The sequence below is a fragment of the Allobosea sp. BE125 genome, assembly GCF_031456075.1.
Classification (GTDB): domain Bacteria; phylum Pseudomonadota; class Alphaproteobacteria; order Rhizobiales; family Beijerinckiaceae; genus Allobosea.
Map to the genome: position 1 here is coordinate 152,462 of NZ_JAVDTY010000009.1, position 19,554 is coordinate 172,015.

Annotated in this window: 17 protein-coding genes; 3 read left to right on the forward strand and 14 right to left on the reverse strand. The window is 64.5% G+C overall.

Annotation, left to right across the window (positions count from 1 at the left end):
• Positions 1-147 precede the first annotated feature (147 nt).
• A complete protein-coding gene (locus J2Y55_RS20090) occupies positions 148-2,325 on the reverse strand; it encodes a hypothetical protein (protein ID WP_310157209.1) in 2,178 nt (725 codons plus the stop codon).
• Between the two features lie 748 nt (positions 2,326-3,073).
• On the opposite strand from J2Y55_RS20090, the gene J2Y55_RS20095 reads away from it, so the two are divergent.
• The 3 genes from J2Y55_RS20095 to J2Y55_RS20105 all read left to right on the forward strand — a co-directional run bounded on the left by J2Y55_RS20095 (position 3,074) and on the right by J2Y55_RS20105 (position 5,182).
• Positions 3,074-3,361, forward strand: coding sequence for a hypothetical protein (locus J2Y55_RS20095; RefSeq protein ID WP_310157211.1), 288 nt, complete (start codon positions 3,074-3,076; stop codon positions 3,359-3,361).
• A 355-nt stretch (positions 3,362-3,716) separates the two neighbouring features.
• Positions 3,717-4,718 (forward strand): tRNA dihydrouridine(20/20a) synthase DusA, encoded by a 1,002-nt coding sequence (dusA, locus tag J2Y55_RS20100; RefSeq protein ID WP_310157214.1) that lies wholly within the window; start codon positions 3,717-3,719, stop codon positions 4,716-4,718.
• Positions 4,719-4,726: 8 nt separating this feature from the next.
• Positions 4,727-5,182, forward strand: coding sequence for a PaaI family thioesterase (locus tag J2Y55_RS20105; RefSeq protein ID WP_310157216.1), 456 nt, complete (start codon positions 4,727-4,729; stop codon positions 5,180-5,182).
• Positions 5,183-5,397: 215 nt separating this feature from the next.
• Here the strand turns inward: J2Y55_RS20105 and J2Y55_RS20110 are convergent, their stop codons facing one another.
• From J2Y55_RS20110 to J2Y55_RS20170, 13 genes are all read right to left on the reverse strand, one after another.
• The gene (locus J2Y55_RS20110; RefSeq protein ID WP_310157218.1) at positions 5,398-5,889 is read right to left on the reverse strand and encodes a DUF2867 domain-containing protein; all 492 of its coding nucleotides are present in this window, start codon (positions 5,887-5,889) and stop codon (positions 5,398-5,400) included.
• 260 nt (positions 5,890-6,149) lie between these two features.
• Complete coding sequence (gene mmsB, locus J2Y55_RS20115) at positions 6,150-7,340, reverse strand: multiple monosaccharide ABC transporter permease (protein ID WP_310157220.1); 1,191 nt, start codon at positions 7,338-7,340, stop codon at positions 6,150-6,152.
• Complete coding sequence (gene mmsA / locus J2Y55_RS20120) at positions 7,337-8,887, reverse strand: multiple monosaccharide ABC transporter ATP-binding protein (RefSeq protein ID WP_310157223.1); 1,551 nt, start codon at positions 8,885-8,887, stop codon at positions 7,337-7,339. The genes mmsB and mmsA overlap by 4 nt, the downstream gene beginning before the upstream one ends.
• A 69-nt stretch (positions 8,888-8,956) precedes the next feature.
• Positions 8,957-10,024 (reverse strand): multiple monosaccharide ABC transporter substrate-binding protein, encoded by a 1,068-nt coding sequence (gene chvE / locus J2Y55_RS20125; RefSeq protein ID WP_310157224.1) that lies wholly within the window; start codon positions 10,022-10,024, stop codon positions 8,957-8,959.
• Between the two features lie 75 nt (positions 10,025-10,099).
• A complete protein-coding gene (locus J2Y55_RS20130; RefSeq protein ID WP_310157226.1) occupies positions 10,100-11,014 on the reverse strand; it encodes an SMP-30/gluconolactonase/LRE family protein in 915 nt (304 codons plus the stop codon).
• Entirely contained in the window at positions 11,008-11,934 is a 927-nt protein-coding gene (locus J2Y55_RS20135; protein ID WP_310157228.1) for a Gfo/Idh/MocA family protein, read from the reverse strand. Before J2Y55_RS20135 ends, J2Y55_RS20130 begins: the two co-directional genes overlap by 7 nt.
• Positions 11,931-12,857, reverse strand: a complete 927-nt coding sequence (locus J2Y55_RS20140) for a dihydrodipicolinate synthase family protein (protein ID WP_310157230.1) — start codon at positions 12,855-12,857, stop codon at positions 11,931-11,933. Before J2Y55_RS20140 ends, J2Y55_RS20135 begins: the two co-directional genes overlap by 4 nt.
• Before the next feature lie 8 nt (positions 12,858-12,865).
• The gene (locus tag J2Y55_RS20145; RefSeq protein ID WP_310157232.1) at positions 12,866-13,660 is read right to left on the reverse strand and encodes a FadR/GntR family transcriptional regulator; all 795 of its coding nucleotides are present in this window, start codon (positions 13,658-13,660) and stop codon (positions 12,866-12,868) included.
• Positions 13,657-14,643, reverse strand: coding sequence for a galactofuranose ABC transporter, permease protein YjfF (gene yjfF, locus J2Y55_RS20150; RefSeq protein WP_310157234.1), 987 nt, complete (start codon positions 14,641-14,643; stop codon positions 13,657-13,659). Before yjfF ends, J2Y55_RS20145 begins: the two co-directional genes overlap by 4 nt.
• Positions 14,640-15,623 carry an ABC transporter permease gene (locus tag J2Y55_RS20155; protein ID WP_310157236.1) on the reverse strand — a complete coding sequence of 328 codons (984 nt, stop codon included), beginning with the start codon at positions 15,621-15,623 and terminating at the stop codon, positions 14,640-14,642. Before J2Y55_RS20155 ends, yjfF begins: the two co-directional genes overlap by 4 nt.
• Positions 15,624-15,636: 13 nt before the next feature.
• A complete protein-coding gene (locus tag J2Y55_RS20160) occupies positions 15,637-17,193 on the reverse strand; it encodes a sugar ABC transporter ATP-binding protein (protein WP_310157508.1) in 1,557 nt (518 codons plus the stop codon).
• Between the two features lie 102 nt (positions 17,194-17,295).
• Positions 17,296-18,249, reverse strand: coding sequence for a galactofuranose ABC transporter, galactofuranose-binding protein YtfQ (gene ytfQ, locus J2Y55_RS20165; RefSeq protein ID WP_310157510.1), 954 nt, complete (start codon positions 18,247-18,249; stop codon positions 17,296-17,298).
• A gap of 142 nt (positions 18,250-18,391) precedes the next feature.
• Entirely contained in the window at positions 18,392-19,477 is a 1,086-nt protein-coding gene (locus J2Y55_RS20170) for an aldose epimerase family protein (protein ID WP_310157239.1), read from the reverse strand.
• Positions 19,478-19,554: the final 77 nt, after the last annotated feature.

A 19,554-nucleotide genomic window follows, 5' to 3' on the forward strand; every position in this document is an offset into this window, starting at 1 on the left:
CCGGGATCAAGATCTCACGAGACTGCACCACACCCGATCATCGGCTTCACCGACCGCTCACACCTAGAGCGTCTTGAGGTATTCGATCATATCCAGACGCTCCGTCTCGCTCAGCGCTCGGCCAATCACGTGATGGCTCCTCAACACTCATGGTTGGGTAATCTGATCCATTACAAGTTGGTTCATCGCGCAGATGAATGATGATAGCATGTAGCCATCATGCCTTGCGAGCGCCGTATCGAAGGCCCTCATATTCCAGAATGGGTCATTTGCTCGCGTGATCGCCGCCACGCCGCCGAGGCTGAAGCCGTGGATAAATTGAAGAGCAGGCGCCGACTCTCCAGAATCGATGCTCGTCCAGTACATCCCGCTACTTCCAGGGTCCTTTATGGTCATTACTCTCCTGGCTGCCGACAGCCAATTTCCTGCAATCGGGCAAGATGCATTCGGCCCGATTATCTCCTCGTAATCGAGCGGGACCTCTCGCGATAACTCGTTCGATTGGTTCTTGCCCGTGTTGGGAAATTTGCGGGGGGGCCTGGCCACGTTGCTTTCCAGCCCTCGAAGCTCGTGTGTCGTACCAAACGGGCGGCCGCTGACATAGTAATTCGAGAGGGAACCCATTGGCGCGCGGGGCGGGTCCAGATTTCCGATTGTCCGAGTTTGCTCAGGGTCAGTCTGCGTGAAAGGCAAAACCCGCATAAACGCGCTAATTCCAATGACCGGGAGATTGATGGCGGACCGCCACCACGAATCCTTGACGTGATCGCACTCATTGTGGGGATCGTGGCCAGTTGCCATACGTATGAGACTGTCAGCTATTGGTCGCAAATCGCCCTTGAATGCCGGAAACATGTCATAAGTCGCCCAATCGTAATCAACTCCTCGCAACACCAGTTGGTCACTTTTCTCCGCCTGGTTATTCGCAGAGTTTATTTGCTCGGATGACAGTTTAGGAGTGGCGGTCGACGTCGATGCGGGCGAATTTGGAGTGCTTGTTGGCAATGGAGTTGGTAAAACACAATCCAGTGCTCGTCTCCCACCAGGCGGCCAATCCAGCGCTGAGGTGACGGATACGACGACTGGACGCTGATCGGATCTAAAAAATCTGTTGGAGCGCTCATATTCGTTGTGAACCCTGCGCTCGTTTTCAGCGATAGGTAGCTTCCTCCATACCGCTCGCTGAACATCTGTCCATTTCTTTGCTTCCGCGGCCGGATTTAGCAGCACCACCAGATCACCGAGAACCGGCTGCATGGTGTCGTTTGGCTTATGGAGTTCAACTTTTTTGATTAGGTCGTCTTGCAAAGCTGTCGCAAGCAGGTTCCCGCCGAGCGAGTGACCGAACACGATCATACGATTTGGTCGAATGACTGGGCCCTCGGGGTCGCCGGACGATCTCCTGCTATGCATGCCCAGTTTTGATTCAACTGCACGCAGCCCCGAGAGAACTGACGGCGCGATGGCCTCGCTGACCGGTTTGCGGTCGAACAGAGTCAAAATGGCAGAAAATGTTCCGACCCACTCACCAACTTTGCCGAACCGATGTCGAAGCCAGGTTTCGTCGGTTCGCGCTCCGCGCCATCCGACAAACAGGGCTGTAACGCGAGGTTTGGGTTGGGTGGGATCAAGATCGTGCCGATCTTCAAGAAAACGCGTCACATGTGCGGCGTATTGCCTAAGTTCCGATACGTTGCTGTCGCCAATGCTGGCGTCGTGTCGCCAGCCATGAATAAAGACGACTACATATTGCGGTTCTGGGCCGTTTAGTGTTGCCAGTATCCTATTGAGTTGCGAGCGCTCCCCGAGGCGAACCAGGCCAAACCCCTCGTCCCTGCACGCATCGCTTGGTTTTTCGCAAAGTTCACGAACTGCGTAAGGTTTCCCATCTTCCTGAAATTCTAGAAATGCCAGATTATATTCAAGATCGGTTTCTCGGCCTGAAGGCGTCTTATAGCCGTGAATGATGTGGCGTTGCACCGCGCATGACAAGCGAGTGCGGAACTCGGGCATGACCCTGATGGCCTCCCATTCATCGTTAGCGATCTGAAGCTTCTGTTGGGGAGAGGCGGGGTTGGCCGGTGCGAGAACGTCGGTGCCGTCTACCGCGATCGTGCGGCATTCCTTCGAGTCGGGATCAAGCGCGCGATAGGGGATGCCGCGAGCAGAATGAAAAATCAGATTTCCCAAGAACATCAAAAGCAATATCAGGCCTGTGCCCTTCAGAGCTGTAAATGTGGTGAAGCCGATACCCCGCCATGCCTTGATTATCGCCCGTCCGATTAACAGGCGCGTGCCTTTCCTACGAGGTGATCCGAACAGCATCAAAAGGCCCCCCCTTTTTGCACCGAGACGAAAGCCTGGCTAAAAAGTTGTCAGCTTCCTACTTCATAATGGCAATCCATCGCAGGACTTGCAATCGAAAGTTGTTGTTACGAACTCTACTCATTGGCTACTCAAGGAATGGGGAATGGGTGGTATTACGGCGGATACCAGATCTGACAGATCATGGAAGCATCGGCCAGTGCCCTAACGTCTCTGCTCCCGCAGGCTGAGAACAGCGGCCGCGCCTGCGCTGCGCGCGCGACAAATAGGGCGTGAAGTGCATTGATTCCGGATACGTATCGCGGCGCAGCGTCTTCCAATCTTTGTGACCAGTGACCAACGCAACTTGCTCGATCGTGAAACCGGCGTCGAACAATCGGCTCGTCCCTTCGTGACACACATCGTGCGAAATCGTCACCCGCCTGAAACCACATGTCAGCTGTTGCCCGACTTCGGGATCGACCAATCCTCGATTGCGATCGAAACGGTCTTGAGGCGCCCATGCTGGTCGGCCTGCTCCGACAGCGGCCGCCGCCCTCGAACGATACCGGCCGATCCGCGCTAACCGCGTCAATCCAAGCAAATTCGATGTCAACTAGCGTATTGAACGGATGCAAACGGAGCTATTGATTGTATTTCCCTTGCGGAATATCCGTGGCTTTGATCAACTGATCAGGCGGCGACAGCTTGATCATTTGCTGTGCAATGGACGGCACGCGGCAGGGGGCGGAACATGATGTCGGCTCGAATGATATGGGCGCTTGCCGCCCTGGCTGTCTGGCCATGCGCGGGTCAGGCTCAGACCTCCAGCTTTGCCGGCCTCGGCTTCATCGGCGGAGGCGTGGTGGCGCCGATAAGCCTGGCTATCGGAACAAATGCCGACGGTTCCGTGGTGGTCGGCTACGGTCGCAACGCAATCGAGCAGAATGAAGCCTTTCGCGGGCAGGGCGGGACGATGACCGGCCTCGGCTTCATCGGCGGGGACGAGAACGGCACCCGCCTCCACGCTGGAGCCGCGGTCCGCTGGATCTTCTGACGAATGGCGGCCGTCTTTTCCAATTGCGGATGGCGCGCCTCGGAAGGCGTCTCGGCCAATGCAGCGCTCAGATGCCTTCCGGCTTCCCGAGCGGAGCCCCGGTGCCTGTGCCTTCGGTGATCAGGCCGTCATGCTCGAGGCGGCGATGGCGAGCGAAGTCGGAGCACGAGTCGCTGCCTTGGAGCGCAGAGGCGCCTTGCCGAGGCCGCAGATGTCGTTGATATGAGGGTCGTTGAGTGCCCCGCATGTTTCCAGGCGCGATGTGTGACGCGTGCGGAGCCTCACCAGGATCAACTCGGCGCTCGGCTCCGGTGGCACGCGAAACGCCGCGTATGCACTGATTTGCAAGAGAAAAATGCAGGACTATCAACTACATAGATTTTCCGTGGCGCCGATGATGGATTGGACTGATCGGCATTGCCGCATCATCCATCGCCTGATGTCGCGTCGCGCCCGGCTCTATACCGAGATGGTGACGGCGCAGGCCGTGATCCGGGGCGATCGCCAGCGCCTGATCGGTTTCGACGCCTTCGAGCATCCCGTCGCGCTCCAGCTCGGCGGCAATGATCCTGTCCTGCTGGCGCAGGCTGCGCGGATCGGCGCCGATTTCGGTTATGACGAGATCAATCTGAATTGCGGCTGCCCCTCGGACCGCGTCCAAGGCGGCGCCTTCGGGGCCTGCCTGATGCGCGAGCCGGCGCTCGTCGGCGATTGCGTCGCGGCGATGAAGGCGGCCGTCTCCATCCCTGTGACGGTGAAATGCCGCATCGGCGTCGATGATCAGGATCCGGAGCAGGCGCTCGATGCGCTGACTGCGGCGGTGCGCGCGGCCGGCGTCGACGCCCTGACCGTCCATGCCCGCAAAGCCTGGCTCCAGGGGCTCTCGCCGAAGGAGAACCGCGAGGTGCCGCCGCTCGACTATGAGCGCGCCTACAGGCTGAAGCAGGCCAATCCCGAGCTTGTCGTCACCATCAATGGCGGCATCCGCGCGCCGGAGGAATGGAGCCGCCATCTCGCCCATCTCGACGGCGTCATGATCGGCCGCGAGGCCTATCAGAACCCCGAGATCCTGCTCCAGGTCGATCCGCTGCTCTTCGGCGAAGCCGCGCCGGTCGCGGATGCCTTCGCGATGCTGGAAGCGCTGGAGCCGCACATCGCGGCGCATCTGGAGCGGGGCGGGCGATTGCACGCCTTCACGCGCCATCTGGTCGGGCTGTTCCCGGGCCAGCGCGGTGCGCGCCTGTTCCGCCGCCATCTCGCCGAGCATTGCGTCCAGGCGGAAGCCGGGCTTGCCGATCTGCGCGCGGCAGCGGCGCATGTTTCGCGCTATGAGGATGCGGCTGTCGCAGCCGCTTAGGAGCTTTCATGCCGGATGTCTCGCCCCCGCAGGAGGATATGGCCCGGCGCATCGCCGACAGCTTCGCCAAACAGGCCTTCATGACCACTCTCGGCGCGCGCTTGGTTCGTGTCAGCCCCGGCGAGATCGAGATCGACTTGCCGGTCTCGGCGCATCTGACCCAGCAGCACGGCTTCGTCCATGCCGGCGCGGTCGCGAGCATCGCCGATTCCGCTGCGGGCTATGCGGCGCTGACGACGATGCCGGCGGGGGTGGGCGTGCTGACGGCCGAGTTCAAGATCAACCTGCTTGCGCCGGCCGCCGCCGAGCGCCTGCTCGCCAGGGGCAAGGTGATCAAGGCCGGGCGCACCTTGACGCTCGCCATGGCCGAGGTTTTCGCGATCTCGGGCGGCACCCCCAAGCTCTGCGCCATGCTGACCGCGACCTGCATGACGATCGCCGGGCGCGAGGGCGTGTCCGACTAGAGCGGTTTTTGAATCAACTTGATCGGAAACTGCGCTAGCTCTTTGTTTCAACAGGTTTTCTTCGCACGAACCGGTGCCGGCTGCGCTCGAAAACCCGCTGGAGCAGCGTCTGAATCAACTTGATCGAAAACTGCTCCAACTCTTTGTTTTAACACGTTTTTTTTGCGAATCGGCGTCCACTTGGAGGGGCGGACATCAAGGTCTTCGTGGCGCACCTAACCTTGTGCGCGTGCAAACTGTGCCAGGTTGGCCCTGACCACGAGGTGATGAAACGGCCTGATCAGGCTGAGATAGGTCAGGCCGAAGGCATTGTGAGAGTGCACGACGGTTGTCGCGATGAGCTGCGTGCCGGTCGGAGACTTGCGGCGGAGCAGCGACAGTCGGAAGTCCAGGTGACGATCATCCTCGCCCAGCACGATCTCGTCCTGGCCTTCCCATTGCACCGGGAAGAAGTCGACGCGTTCGGTGTCGGCCCTGGACGCTCGGACCTCGGCGGAGGTTTTGACGCCGAAGGGCGTCACCATGGCGTCGCGCAGCGCGACCAACGCCTTGATCCACGCCGGCTGATCGCCGACTGTCCGGGTCGCCAGCACGCGCATGCTGTGCTGTTCCGATGAACTCAGATCGATGCTGTAGCTGTCGAGCAGGCTGGCATTCTCGTACCAGCTTGCAACGACGCTTTCAGGTGGCGGCGTGGTCCGGCGCACCGGCGCTTTGCGTTCTAAACACATGCCGAAAGCCCGATCATGACAGTATCTGCGACAGCTGGCCGGTCCATGGCGGTGAGGGTACATGCCTTGGAACCAAGCCGGCCGGGACCGATATGATGTCGCGCGTGAGCGCCATACACGTGATTTATCCGATGATGCATACGCCCTGATAGAGCCGTCGCTGTCGCAGCCCAGGCGGCGCGATCGCTAGCATCCTGCTCCAGGCTTATGATGGATCTTGATGTCGGGTCAGGCGCTCAGCGCTTCTGGTTGTAGACGTCGAGGCAGACCGCCCCCAGCAGGACGAGGCCCTTGATCACCTGCTGATAGTCGATGCCGATGCCCAGGATCGACATGCCGTTGTTCATCACGCCCATGATCAGCGCACCGATCACCGCCCCCGAGACACGCCCAACCCCGCCATAGGCCGAAGCGCCGCCGATGAAGCAGGCGGCGATCACGTCAAGCTCGAAGCCCAGCCCCGCCTTTGGCGTTGCTGTGTTGAGCCGCGCCGCGAAGACGAGACCGGCGAGCGCCGCCAGAACGCCCATATTCACGAAGGTCAGGAAGGTCAGCCATTCCGTGCGCACGCCCGAAAGCTTGGCGGCGCGCGCATTGCCGCCGACCGCATAGATCTGCCGGCCGATGCTGGTGCGCGTCGTCACGAAGGCATAGAGCGCGATCAGCACTCCCATCACCACGAGCACGTTCGGCAGCCCGCGATAGGAGGCGATGAGATAGGTCGCGTAGAGGATGATCGCGGAGAAGGCGAGGTTCTTGGCGATGAAGAGGCCCTGCGGCTCGACCGGGACGCCATGGCTCTGCTGGCGCCCGCGGCTCTTGAGATTGAGCACCACGAGCAGGATCGCGAGCGCAGCCCCGATCGCCAGCGAGGTCGGGTAGAGTGCGCCGGCTTCCGGCATCAACTCGGGGATGAAGCCCGAGGACAGCTTCTGGAAGGTCACCGGGAACGGCCCCAGCGACTGGCCCTGCAGGATCGCCAGCGCCAGCCCCTTGAAGACGAGCATGCCGGCAAGCGTCACGATGAAGGAGGGGATCTTGAAATAGGCGACCCAATAGCCTTGCGCTGCGCCGATCAGCGCGCCCAACGCCAGGCAGATCAGAGCGGCTGGCACGAAATGCATCTCGTAGCGCACCATCAGCACGGCGGCGACCGCGCCGACCGCCCCCGCCACCGAGCCGACCGACAGGTCGATATGGCCGGTGACGATGACGAGCAGCATTCCCAGCGCCATGATGACGATGAAGCTGTTCTGCAGCACGAGATTGGTCAGGTTCAGCGGCCGCAGCAGCGTGCCCCCGGTCATGACCTGGAAGAACAGCATGATCGCCACCAGCGACATCAGCATGCCGTAGTCGCGCAGGCCCGTCTTCAGGTGGTGGCCCGCCGGACGCACAGGCCCGCCGCTCAAGGTTTCGCCGCTCATGCTCTGGCCTCCCCGTTGCGCATGATGGCGCGCATGATTTTTTCCTGGCTCGCATCCTGCGCCGAGAATTCGCCGACGAAGGCGCCCTCGTTCATCACGCAGATGCGGTCGCAGATGCCCAGCAGTTCCGGCATTTCCGACGAGATCACGATGACGCCGCGCCCGGAATCCGCGAGCTCGTTGATGATGCAGTAGATTTCGTATTTGGCGCCGATGTCGATGCCGCGCGTCGGCTCGTCCAGGATCAGGACTTTTGGCTCGGTGAAGAGCCATTTCGACAGCACGACCTTCTGCTGGTTGCCGCCCGAGAGCTGCCCGGTCTCCTGGTAGACGCTGGCGCTGCGGATGCCCATGCGCGAGCGATAGCCCGTCGCCACCTTGAGCTCGGCCATGTCGTCGATGACGCCGCCGGGAGCGACCGCCGCCAGGTTGGCCAGCGTCATGTTCTTGCGGATGTCCTCGGCCAGGATGAGCCCGAGCTCCTTGCGGTCTTCGGTGACATAGGCGAGCCCGGCATCGACGGCGCGCCGCACGCTGGAGAGATCGACCTCGCGGCCCTCCAGCCTGGCGCGGCCGCTGATATGGCGGCCATAGGAGCGGCCGAAGACGCTCATCGCGAATTCGGTCCGGCCTGCGCCCATCAGCCCGGCGATGCCGACGATCTCGCCGCGCCGGACCTGGAAATCCACGCCCTTGATCACGCGCCGCCCGGCATCCTGCGGATGGAATACCGTCCAGTCCTCAACCTCGAAGATCACCTCGCCGATCTTCTCTTGGCCTATCCTGGGCTCGCGCCTGGGATAGCGATGCTCGAGATCGCGATCGACCATGCTGCGGATGATGCGGTCTTCCTCGACCGGGCCGGCGCGGCAGCCGAGCGTGTCGACGGTGCGCCCGTCGCGCAGCACGGTGATGTGGTCGGCGACGCGCGCGACCTCGTTGAGCTTGTGCGAGATCAGGATCGAGGAGATGCCCTGCGCCCGCAATTCGACCAGCAGGTCGAGCAGCGCTTCGCTGTCGCGCTCGTTGAGGCTCGCGGTCGGCTCGTCCAGGATCAAGAGCCGGACATCCTTGGACAGCGCCTTGGCGATCTCGACGAGCTGCTGCTTGCCGACGCCGAGATCGATGACGCGGGTGTCGGGCGCCTCGTTGAGGCCGACCTTGGCCAGCAGCGCCAGGGCGCCGCGATAGACGGCGCCCTGGTCGATCACGCCGAATTTCGTGGGCGGGTTGGCCAGATAGATGTTCTCGGCGATGGAGAGGAGCGGGATCAGCGCCAGCTCCTGATGGATGATGATGATGCCGAGCGCCTCGGATTCGGTGATGTCCCGGAAGCGCCGCTCCTCGCCGTCGAAGATGATGGCCCCGTCATAGGAGCCGTGCGGGTAAACGCCGCTCAGCACCTTCATCAGGGTCGATTTGCCGGCGCCGTTCTCGCCGACGACGGCGTGGATCTCAGCCGTCTCGACCGAAAACGAAACCTCGCTCAGGGCCTTGACGCCAGCGAAGGCCTTGCTGATGCCGCGCATGGCCAGGATCGGGTTCATTCAATCTGCTCCGCGACCGGATGGATCGACGGCCCCGCCCAAAGCAGGGCCGCGCGGGATGGGGCCGCGTTACTTGATCTGCCCGGCCTTGTAGTAGCCCGAGGCGATCAGGATCGCTTCCCAGTTCGACTTGTCGACCGCGACCGGGGTGAGCAGATAGGACGGCACGGTCTTGCGGCCGTTGGTGTAGGTCTTGGTGTCGTTGACCGGCACCTCCTTGCCGCTGAGCATGGCATCGACCATGTCGGCGGTGACCTTGGCGAGCTCGCGGGTGTCCTTGAAGATGGTCGAATACTGCTCGCCGGCGAGGATCGACTTGACCGAGGGAACCTCCGCATCCTGGCCCGAAACCAGCGGCATCTTCATCGAAGCGGAGCCGTAGCCGACGCCCTTCAGGGAGGACAGGATGCCGATCGAGATGCCGTCATAGGGCGAGAGCACGGCGTCGATGCGCTTGTTGTTGTAGAAGGCACTGAGCAGGTTATCCATGCGCGCCTGGGCGGTTGCGCCGTCCCAGCGCAGGGTCGAGACCTTGTCCATGCCCATCTGGCCGCTCGCCACCACGAGCTGCTTGGAGTCGATGAAGGGCTTCAGCACCGACATCGCACCGTCATAGAAGAAATAGGCGTTGTTATCGTCCGGCGAGCCGCCGAAAAGCTCGATGTTGAACGGCCCCTTCGCCTCGGGCAGGCCGAGACCCTTCACCAGCGTCTGCGCCTGCAGGACCCCGACCTTGAAGTTGTCGAAGGTCGCATAATAATCGACATTCGGTGAGTTCCGGATCAGGCGGTCATAGGCGATCACCTTGGTGCCGGCAGCGGCCGCCTGCTGCAGGATGTCGGACAGGGTGGTGCCGTCGATGGCGGCGATCACCAGAACCTTCGCCCCCTTGGTGACCATGTTCTCGATCTGCGAGAGCTGGTTGGGGATCTCGTCCTCGGCATATTGCAGATCGGTATTGTAGCCGCGTTCCTTCAGCACCTTCACGATGTTGTCGCCGTCGGCGATCCAGCGGGCGGATGATTTCGTCGGCATGGCGATGCCGACGGTGGGCTTGGACTGCGCCAGCGCAGGCCCGGCAAAGGCGAGCGCGCCCAGCGCGAGAGCCGACAGAAGCTTGGTGATCCCGGATGTCATCATTTTCTCCCTTGGTTGAATATTTCGCTGAACATTCATCGCCGCCTGCAAGCGGTCTTGGTTGAGACGAGACTGTCAGTGCGCTCCCAGCCTGACCCGCGGCTCCGCCTTTCCGACCGCACTGGGGGTGAACACGAACGTCGCGCCGCCCAGCGGATCGGCGGCGCGGGCTGCTTCATCCTGTCCCTCCCAGGCGCTGGTGACCAGCAGGCGGTCAAAGGCCCGGCCGACGAAGACCGGGCAGCTCGGCTGGCGCGCCGGCACCGCCAGGCTGCGGACGGCCTCGCCCTGATCGGTGAAGACATCGATGCGCGCGCCACCCCAACGGGCAATCCAGATCAGCCCCTCGCGATCGATCACGGCGCCGTCGAGCCCTTTGCCGTCATCGGACAGTGCAAGCGAGGAGGGCGCCTCGCGCGGCAGCCCCGTCACGGGGTCCAGCGGCACACGGTAAAGCTCGTTTTGCGCCGTGTCGGCGAAAAACCCCTGCCGGCCGTCGGCCGAGAAGCAGATCGCGTTGGGGATCGTCAGCCCGGAAAATAGCAGCACGACCTCGCCGCCCGACAGCGCATAGATCGAGGCGGCGCCGGCCCTTGCGCTCTTGCTCATCATGCTGAACCAGAACGCACCGCCGGGATGGGCACGCGCATCATTGGAGCGTGTCGCGCGGTTGTCTGCCTCGACGGCGCGAAACAGCGTCATTAAGCCGTCCCGGCGGGAACGCAGATGCAGCCCGCTCTCGGTCGAGACGATCTGGCGCTCATCGTCGACCATGGCCAGCGCCGAGGCCATCAGCGGCAGATCGTGGCAGGTCACCGAGCCTGCTCCCAGATCAGCCTCGAACAGCTTGCGCTCCAGGATGTCGAACCAGAACGCGGTGTCGGTCGCGGCGTCATAGGCGGGCCCTTCGCCGAGATGGCAGCGTGTTTCGCCGAGCAGCTCGGGAGCGGGCAAGACTGCTTGCGTCACTGCCTGCGTCACGCTCACCATGTGAAGGCCTCCACGCTGCGACGCTGCCCGAGCAGGAAGGCGTCGGCCACGAGCTGCAGGGGCGCCAGGTCGACATCGCTCTCACGCCTGCCGACGAGAGCGATGAAACGGCGGTAGAGCGCAGGATATTCCGCCTCCGCCTCGTCGACGAGCGGGCGGCCGTCATGGGCGAGCTTGGCGCCGCCGGCTGAAAGCATCAGCGTTCCGCCTTCCGTCTCGATGCGCATGTCCCAGCTTTGCGGCCCTGTCTGCAGGAAATCGAACTCCGCCCGGATCGGCAAGCCGGCCTCGTCGGCAAGATCGAGTTCGGCTGCGATCGGCGCCGCGCGATTGGCGGGAAAGGCGAGCCCGGCACCCCGCAGAAAGACCGGGCGCGGCAGGATGCGGGTCAGGATCGACAGCGCGTTGATCCCGGGATCGAACACGCCAAGCCCGCCGGCCTCGAAAATCCAGTCCTGGCCGGGATGCCAGACCCGGACATCTTCGCGCCAGTCGATCTTGACCGACAAGGGCCGCTTGGCGGCGAGAAAGGCGCGTGCCGGTTCGACGGCCGGCGCATGGCGGGAATGCCAGGTCGCAAACAGCGTCAGGCCGTTGTCGCGCGCGACGGCGATCAGCGGCGCAAGCTCGCTGACGGTCGCGCCCGGCGGCTTTTCCAGCATGACATGCTTGCCGGCCGCCAAAGCGAGCGCGGCCTGGGCCCGTCGCACCTGCGGCGGCGTGCAGAGCGCCACCGCATCGACCGCGACATCGGAGGCAAACAGCGCCTCGAGGGTCTCGAAACAGGGCACGCCGTCCAGCCTCGCATTGCGGCTGACAACCGCCGCGATCGCAATATCGGGCAGGCCCGCCACCGCAGGCAGATGCTGGTCGCGGGCGATCTTGCCCAATCCGACGATAGCGAGGCGCAGCATGCTCATTTGCTCCAGCGCAGAACCGCGGCGTCGAGGCTTTTGGCGATCTCGATCAGCCCGGCCTGCGTCTTGGGATGAGGCAGTTCGAGCGGATGACGCAAGGCAGCCGATCCGATGATCCCGCCCTCCTTCATCAGGATCTTCGCAGCCGACAGGCCGGTCTGGCGGTTCTCGTAATTGATCAGCGGCAGCCAGCGCGAATAGGCGGCCATAGCCTCATTGCGGCGCCCGGCGAAATAGGGGTCGACGATCTGGCGGATGCCGTCGGGATAGCCGCCGCCGGTCATTGCGCCGGTCGCGCCCGCATCGAGATCGGCCATCAGCGTGATCGCCTCCTCGCCATCCCATGGCCCCTCGATCGTCTTGCCGCCCAGTTCGAGCAGCGTGCGCAGCTTGGCCGCGGCCTGGGCGACCTCGATCTTGAAATACGAGACGTTCTCGATCTCGCAGGCGAGCTTCGCCAGGAAGGCGGGCGAGAGCGGCGTGCCGGCCACCGGCGCGTCCTGGATCATGATCGGGATCGAGATCGCATCCGAGACGCGACGGAAGAAGGCTTCGATCGCCGCCTCGCCGACCCGGAAGGTCGCGCCGTGATAGGGCGGCATGATCATCACCATGGCCGCGCCCTTGTCCTGCGCGCGGCGCGAACGCTCGGCGCAGACCGCGCTGCTGAAATGCGTCGTCGTCACGATGACCGGCACCCGGCCCGCGACATGGTCGAGCGCCACATCCATCACCGTGTCGCGCTCGGCATCGGTCAGCACGAACTGTTCGGAGAAGTTCGCCAGGATGCACAGCCCGTCCGAGCCGGCCTCGATCATGAAGTCCAGGCAGCGGCGCTGGCCTTCCAGATCGAGCGTGCCATCATCGTGGAAGATGGTCGGTACGACGGGGAAGACGCCGCGATAGGGTCTGGTCGCTGCAGGCATGGCGGTGCTCAATCCTTGTCTGTGAGAAGGCGGGAAGGGGCGATGAGACGATGCGCCCCGGGGAGCCGTTCGGAGGGGTCGCTGCGCGCCGCGCCGTGACGGCGCAAGCCGTTGAAGATGACACCCACCATGGCGTCGGCTGCACCCTCGACGTCGCGGGCAGCGATAGCGTCGACGATCTTCCTGTGCGTCATGATGACGATGTCGCGCTCGGGCTCCTCGACCGGCGCGCTCAGCAGGAAGGAGGCCCGCAGCGCAACGTCGATGACGCCGCCGACCGAGCGCATGAACGGATTGCCCGAAGCGTTGGCGACCGCGACATGGAGCGCGAGATCGGCATTGGCGAAGGCCACGGAATCGGACGGTTCGCGCTGCATCGCGGCCAGGCCCGCGCGCATCGCGGCGAGATCGGCCTCGGTTCTGCGCTCTGCAGCCAGGGCCGCCGCACGAGGCTCGACCGCCAGCCGGATTTCGGCGAGATCGTCCAGGAAGCGGCGGTCTATGCCGGCCTGAAGGTGCCAGGCGAGCAGGTCGCTGTCGAACATGTTCCAGGCGGCGCGCTCGCGCACCACCGTGCCGACCCTTGCCTTGGTGGTGAGCAGGCCCTTGGCGACGAGCGTCTTGACGCTTTCGCGCAGCACCGGGCGCGACACGCCGAAGCGCAGCATCAGCTCGGCATCGCCGGCGAGCTTGGAGCCTTCCTTGGCGCGGCCGGCGATGATGTCGATTGCGATCATCCGCGCCACCTCGGCGTGGTTGGAGTGCTCCCGCCGTTCGGGAACCGCGACGATTCCGGGTTTCATGGCGTGGTCCCTTTTGCCGCAGTGCCCCGCACGGAGCGGCGGGCCAGCGCCAGCGTCGCCTGCTGGAAAGCGATGAAGGCAAACAGCAGGACCCCGGTGACGATCTTGGTCCACCAGCTCGACAAGGTGCCGTCGAAATTGATGTAGGTCTGAATCAGGCCCTGCATGAGAACGCCCAGGAACGTTCCCGCCATGAAGCCGTAGCCGCCTGTCAGCAACGTGCCGCCGATCACCACGGCAGCGATGGTGTCGAGCTCGACCCCCACCGCCGAGAGCGAATAGCCCGACGAGGTGTAGAGCGAGAACACGATGCCGGACAGCCCCGCCAGGAAGCTCGACAGGGCATAGATCGCGACCGTGTGCCGGCCCACCGAGATCCCCATCAGCCCGGTCGAGACCCGGCTGCCGCCCAGCGCGTAGACGTTCGTGCCGAAACGCGTGAGATGGAGCAGGATGCCGCCGGCCAGAAAGACCGCGAGCATGATCAGCCCGACGACGCTCAGCCGACCGCCGCCGGGCAGGCGCAGCGCGAAGTCGGAAATCGCGCCGTAGAGCGGCGCGGTGACCGGGATCGACTCGGTCGAGAGCAGGAAGCTCGCGCCGCGCGCCAGGAACATGCCCGCCAGCGTCACGATGAAGGGCGGCATCTCGAAGCCCTGGATGAGCGCACCCATCGTGGCGCCGAATAGCGTCGCGACCAGCAGCACGAGCATGAAGGCGAGCAAGGGGGGAATGTTCCATGTCCCGATCGCCAGGGCGAGGAAGACCGTCGTGAACCCCACGACCGAACCGACCGACAGGTCGATGCCGCCCGAGATGATCACGAAGGTCATGCCAACCGCCAGGATGCCGAGGAAGGCGTTGTCGGTCAAAAGGTCCGCGATCACGCGCGTCGACAGGAAGGCGGGGAACTGGAGCGCGCAGATGGCGTAGCCGAGCGCGAAGACGGCGGCGGTGACGATGACCGGGAGGTAGCGCGTCATGCCGATCTCCGGGCCAGCAGGACGCCGATGGCGGACAGGCGCGGCGATTGCGCCAGCAGCACCACCAGGACGACGACCGCCTTCACCACGAGGTTGAATTCGGGCTTGAAGCCGGCCAGCAGGATGCCGGTGTTCATCGCCTGGATGATCAGCGCGCCCAGCACCGCCAGAGCGAGGCTGAAGCGGCCGCCCAGGAGCGAGCTGCCGGCGATCACGACCGCCAGGATGGCGTCGAGCTCGAGCCAGAGCCCGGCATTGTTGGCGTCCGCGCCCAGGATGTCGGCCGCAGCGACGATCCCGGCCAGGGACGCGCAGAAACCGCTCCAGACATAGACCGCAATGGTGGTCATGCGCGTCTCGATGCCGGCGAGCGCGCTGGCGCGGGCATTGGCGCCGGTCGCCTCGATCAGCAGCCCGAGCGCGCTGCCGCGGACGACAAGCGCCGCCACCGCCAGCACCGACGCGGTCAGCACGACCGGGACCGGCAGTCCCAGGATCGAACCGCCGCCGAACCAGGCGAGGCCGGGCGAGGTGAAGGTGACGATCCTGCCCTCGGTGATCAATTGCGCGATGCCGCGCCCGGCAACCATCAGGATCAGCGTCGCGACGATCGGCTGGATGCCGAGCACGGCGACGAGGATGCCGTTCCAGAGCCCGCAGAGCAGCCCCGCACCCAGCGCCGCCAGCAGGACGACGGGCAGCGGCTGCGTATCGGCCAGCGTCGCCGCGAGCGCGCCTGAAATCGCCATCACCGCGCCGACCGAGAGATCGATTCCCCTGGTCGCCACGACCAGCACCATGCCGAGCGACAGGAGCGCCACGGGCGCGCCGCGGTTGAACACGTCGATGAGGCTGCCGAACAGGCGGCCATCCTGCAGCCTGAGGTCGAAGAACTGCGGCGAGACGGCGAAATTGATCAGCAGCACCAAGATGAAGGCTGCGATTTGCGGCAGGCCCTTGCGGGGCAGGGTGAAGCTCATCGGATCGGCTTCCTCACGCCGCGAGCGGGGCTGCGTCGGCCGCGATCGCCTGCAGGATCGCGGTGACGTTCACGGCCTCGCCCTCGAGTGTGGCGATCTGCCTGCGGTCGCGCATCACCACGACCCGATCGGCATAGCTCACGATCTCCTCCAGTTCGGACGAGATCACGACGAGGGCGAGGCCCTCGGTGCAGAGCTGCCGGATCAGGCGGATGATCTCGGCATGGGCGCCGACATCGATGCCGCGCGTCGGTTCGTCGAGAATGAGAAGGCGCGGCTGTGTCGCCAGCCAGCGCGCCAGCAGGGCCTTTTGCTGGTTGCCGCCCGAAAGCAGCCCGATCGGGCGCTCGGGATCAGGCGGGCGGATGTCGAGCATGGTGATGAAGCGCCGCGCGATCTCGTCCTGCTCCCGCCGCGAGAGCGGATGCAGCGCGCCGCGCCGCGCCTGGACGGCGAGCACGATGTTCTCGCGCACCGTGAGTTCGGCGACGATGCCTTCGGTCTTGCGCTCCTCCGGGCAATAGCCGAAGCCCTGCGCGATCGCGTCGCGCGGCGACGTCAGGCGCACGCTGCGGCCGTCGATGGTGAGGCGGCCGCTATCGGCGGCTTCCACCCCGAACAGCAGGCGTGCCGTCTCCGTGCGCCCCGAGCCGAGCAGGCCGGCAAGCCCGACCACCTCGCCGCTTGCCAGAGCGAGGTCGAAAGGCGCGACATAGCCGGCCTTGCCGAAGCCCTCGAACCGGATCGCACCGCCCGCTGCGGGCGCGGCCTCGGCTGCGTCCTTGGCCGGATGCTCCGAGGTGGCCTCGCTCAGCTCGCGGCCCAGCATCATCCTGATCAGCTCCATGCGCGGCAGCGCTGCCGTCTCGCGCTCGCCGACGAGCTTGCCGTTCCGCAGCACCGTGATGCGGTCGCTGATCGCATAGACCTGGTCGAGGAAATGGGTGACGAAGAGGATGCCGAGGCCCCGGCCGGCGAGACCGCGCATGACGCGGAACAGGGTCTCGACCTCATGAGTGTCGAGGCTGGCCGTCGGCTCGTCCAAGATCAGGATCCGTGCCGACATGTCGACGGCGCGCGCGATCGCCACCAGATGCTGCACGGCGACCGAATAGTCGCCCAGTGGCGCGGCGACATCGATATCGAGGTCGAAACCACGCAGCAGGGCCGCCGCGCGGCGGCGCATCTCGCCTTCCCGCACGAGGCCGAAGCGCATCGGCTGGCGACCGAGGAACAGGTTTTGCGCGACCGAGAGGTTGGGCAGCAGGCTGACCTCCTGGTAGACGGTCGCGATGCCGGCTTGCAGCGCCTCCTGCGCCGAATGGGGGGCGATCTCGGCGCCCTCCAGCGCCACGGTTCCCGCGTCGCGCGCGATGACGCCGGTGACCGCCTTGATGAAGGTCGACTTGCCTGCGCCGTTCTCGCCGAGCAGGGCATGGATCTCGCCATGCCGGAGCGTGACGTCGATCCCGGCGAGCGCGGGAAACCCCGCGAAACTCTTCGAGAGCCCGCGTACGGCCAGGAGCGGCATGGCGTCGATCGGCGGCACGGCGGTCGGGGGTAAGGTCATGGTCGGGGGCAAAGACATGGGCACGAACTCCACGCAGGCCGCGCCGTTGGCGCGGCCGTGGGAACAAGCTCGGAGGAGGGAGGCGTGCGCGCCCTCAGGCTCTCAGTAGCCGAGGCCCTTCTTGGAGTCGTAGACCTTCTGCGGATTGTCGGCGGCGGTGTAGAGCTTGGATTCGGTCTGGATCCATTTGGGCGGGACAGTGCCCTTGCTCTTGTAGGCGGTCAGCGCGTCGAAGGCGGGGCCGGCCATGTCGGGCGTCAATTCGACCGTGGCATTGGCCTCGCCGGCCGCGATCGCCTTGAAGATGTCGGGCACCGCGTCGATCGAGACGGTCAGCACGTCCTTGCCCGGCTTGAGGCCGGCTTCCTTCATGGCCTGGATCGCACCGACCATCATGTCGTCATTATGCGCATAGACGGCGCAGATCGACTTGCCGCCGCCCTCGGCCTTGATGAAGCTCTCCATCACCTCCTTGCCCTTGGCGCGGGTGAAGTCGCCGGTCTGGCTGCGCACCACCTTGATGTTGGAGGCTGATGCGATCGCCGTGTCGAAGCCCTTCTTGCGGTTGGTCGCGACGCTGGCGCCGACCGTGCCCTGCAGCTCGACGACGTTGCAGGGCTTGGAGCCGACCGTCTTGGCGAGCCATTTGCCGGCGACCTCGCCCTCATGGACGCTGTCGGAGGTCACGGCGGTCAGATAAAGCTCCTTGCCCGCCGGATCGATGTCGCGATCGAGCAGGATGACCGGGATCTTGGCTTCCTTGGCTTCCTTCAGCACGGAATCCCAGCCGCTCGAGACGACGGGCGCGAGGAAGATCGCGTCGACGCCCTGCGCGACGAAGGAGCGGATCGCCTTGATCTGGTTCTCCTGCTTCTGCTGCGCATCGGCGATCTTGAGCGTGATGTTGCGTTTCTTGGCCTCGCTCTTGGAGACCGATGTTTCGGCTGCGCGCCAGCCCGATTCCGAGCCGATCTGTGAAAAGCCGACTGTGAGTTCCGCCGCGCGGGCGGCATTGAGACCGCCGGCCAGCATGGTCGCGGCAAGCAGCGTGGTCATGGATGAAAGACGGCGCATGAGCTTCTCCCGGAACATTATCAATCGAGGCGCCTCTACGTGCGCAGCCTCGTTCTACCGGGGTCTTTTGAGCCTGTAAATAGTCATACTATCTTACTAATGGGCAGCGACAGGCCGGGGCCGCTCAGGCGGTGAAGCGATAGAGCGTGCGATGTCGGTAGATCATGCCCGGCGTCAGCCTGGCCGATGGGAAATCCGGACGATTGGGTGCGTCGGGCCAGATCTGCGGCTCCAGGCAAAAGGCGTCGGCCTGGCGGTGAAGCCTGCCATGCTTGCCCGCCACGCTGCCGTCGAGAAAATTGCCGGAATAGAGCTGCAGACCGGGCTGATTGGTATGGAGCTCCATGATCCGCCCGGAGCGGGGCGCCTCGACGCGAGCGGCCAGACGCAAGGCATCTGTCGGCAAATCATCCCCCGGCAAGCCATCCGCAGGAGCCAGGCAGAAATTATGGTCGTAGCCGCGGCCGCGCCGCAGCTGTTCGTCGGGCTGCCGGATGCGGGCGCCGATCGGATGCGGCTGGCGGAAATCGAACGGCGTGCCAGTGACGTCTCGCGGCGGCTCCTGCAACGGGATCGCGGTCTCGTCTACCGCCAGGAAATGATCGGCTGCGATCTGCAGCCGGTGCTGGAGGATATCGCCCGCCATCGTGCCATCGAGATTGAAGAAGCTGTGATTGGTCAGGTTGACCACCGTCGCCCGGTCGCTCGTCGCGGCGATGTCGAGCAGGAGTTCATCAGGGGCCGGCAGGCTATAACGCACCTGCGTCTCGACCGTGCCGGGATAGCCTTCCTCGCCATCGGGGCTGCGGCAGGCCAGCGTCAGCGTGGGAACCGGTCCATCCTCCGCCGAGACGATCCTCCAGGCCTTGCGGCTGAAGCCATTGATGCCGCCATGCAACGCATTGCGGCCATTGTTGCAGGCAAGCGAAACCTGCGCCCCATCGATGACGAAGCGTCCGCCCGCAATGCGGTTGGCGTAGCGCCCGACCGTCATGCCAAAATAGCAGCCCGGCCGGGTATAGGGCTCGAGCGCGTCAAAGCCGAGGACGACGTCGTCGATCGCCCCTGCACTGTCGGCCACCAGCAGCGCCTGGAGAGCGGCGCCATAGCTGATGATGCGCGCCGTCAGCCCGCCATTGCGCCTGAGCGTGACGCGCTCGATGGCGGTGCCATCCGGCAGATGCCCGAAGATCTCGCGTTCGACCGGCATGCGTCTCTCTGGTTCAGCGCTCTTCGGCAGGGCAGCCTATGTCGGCAAGCTGAAGCTCGCCATCGTGACTGAAGTCT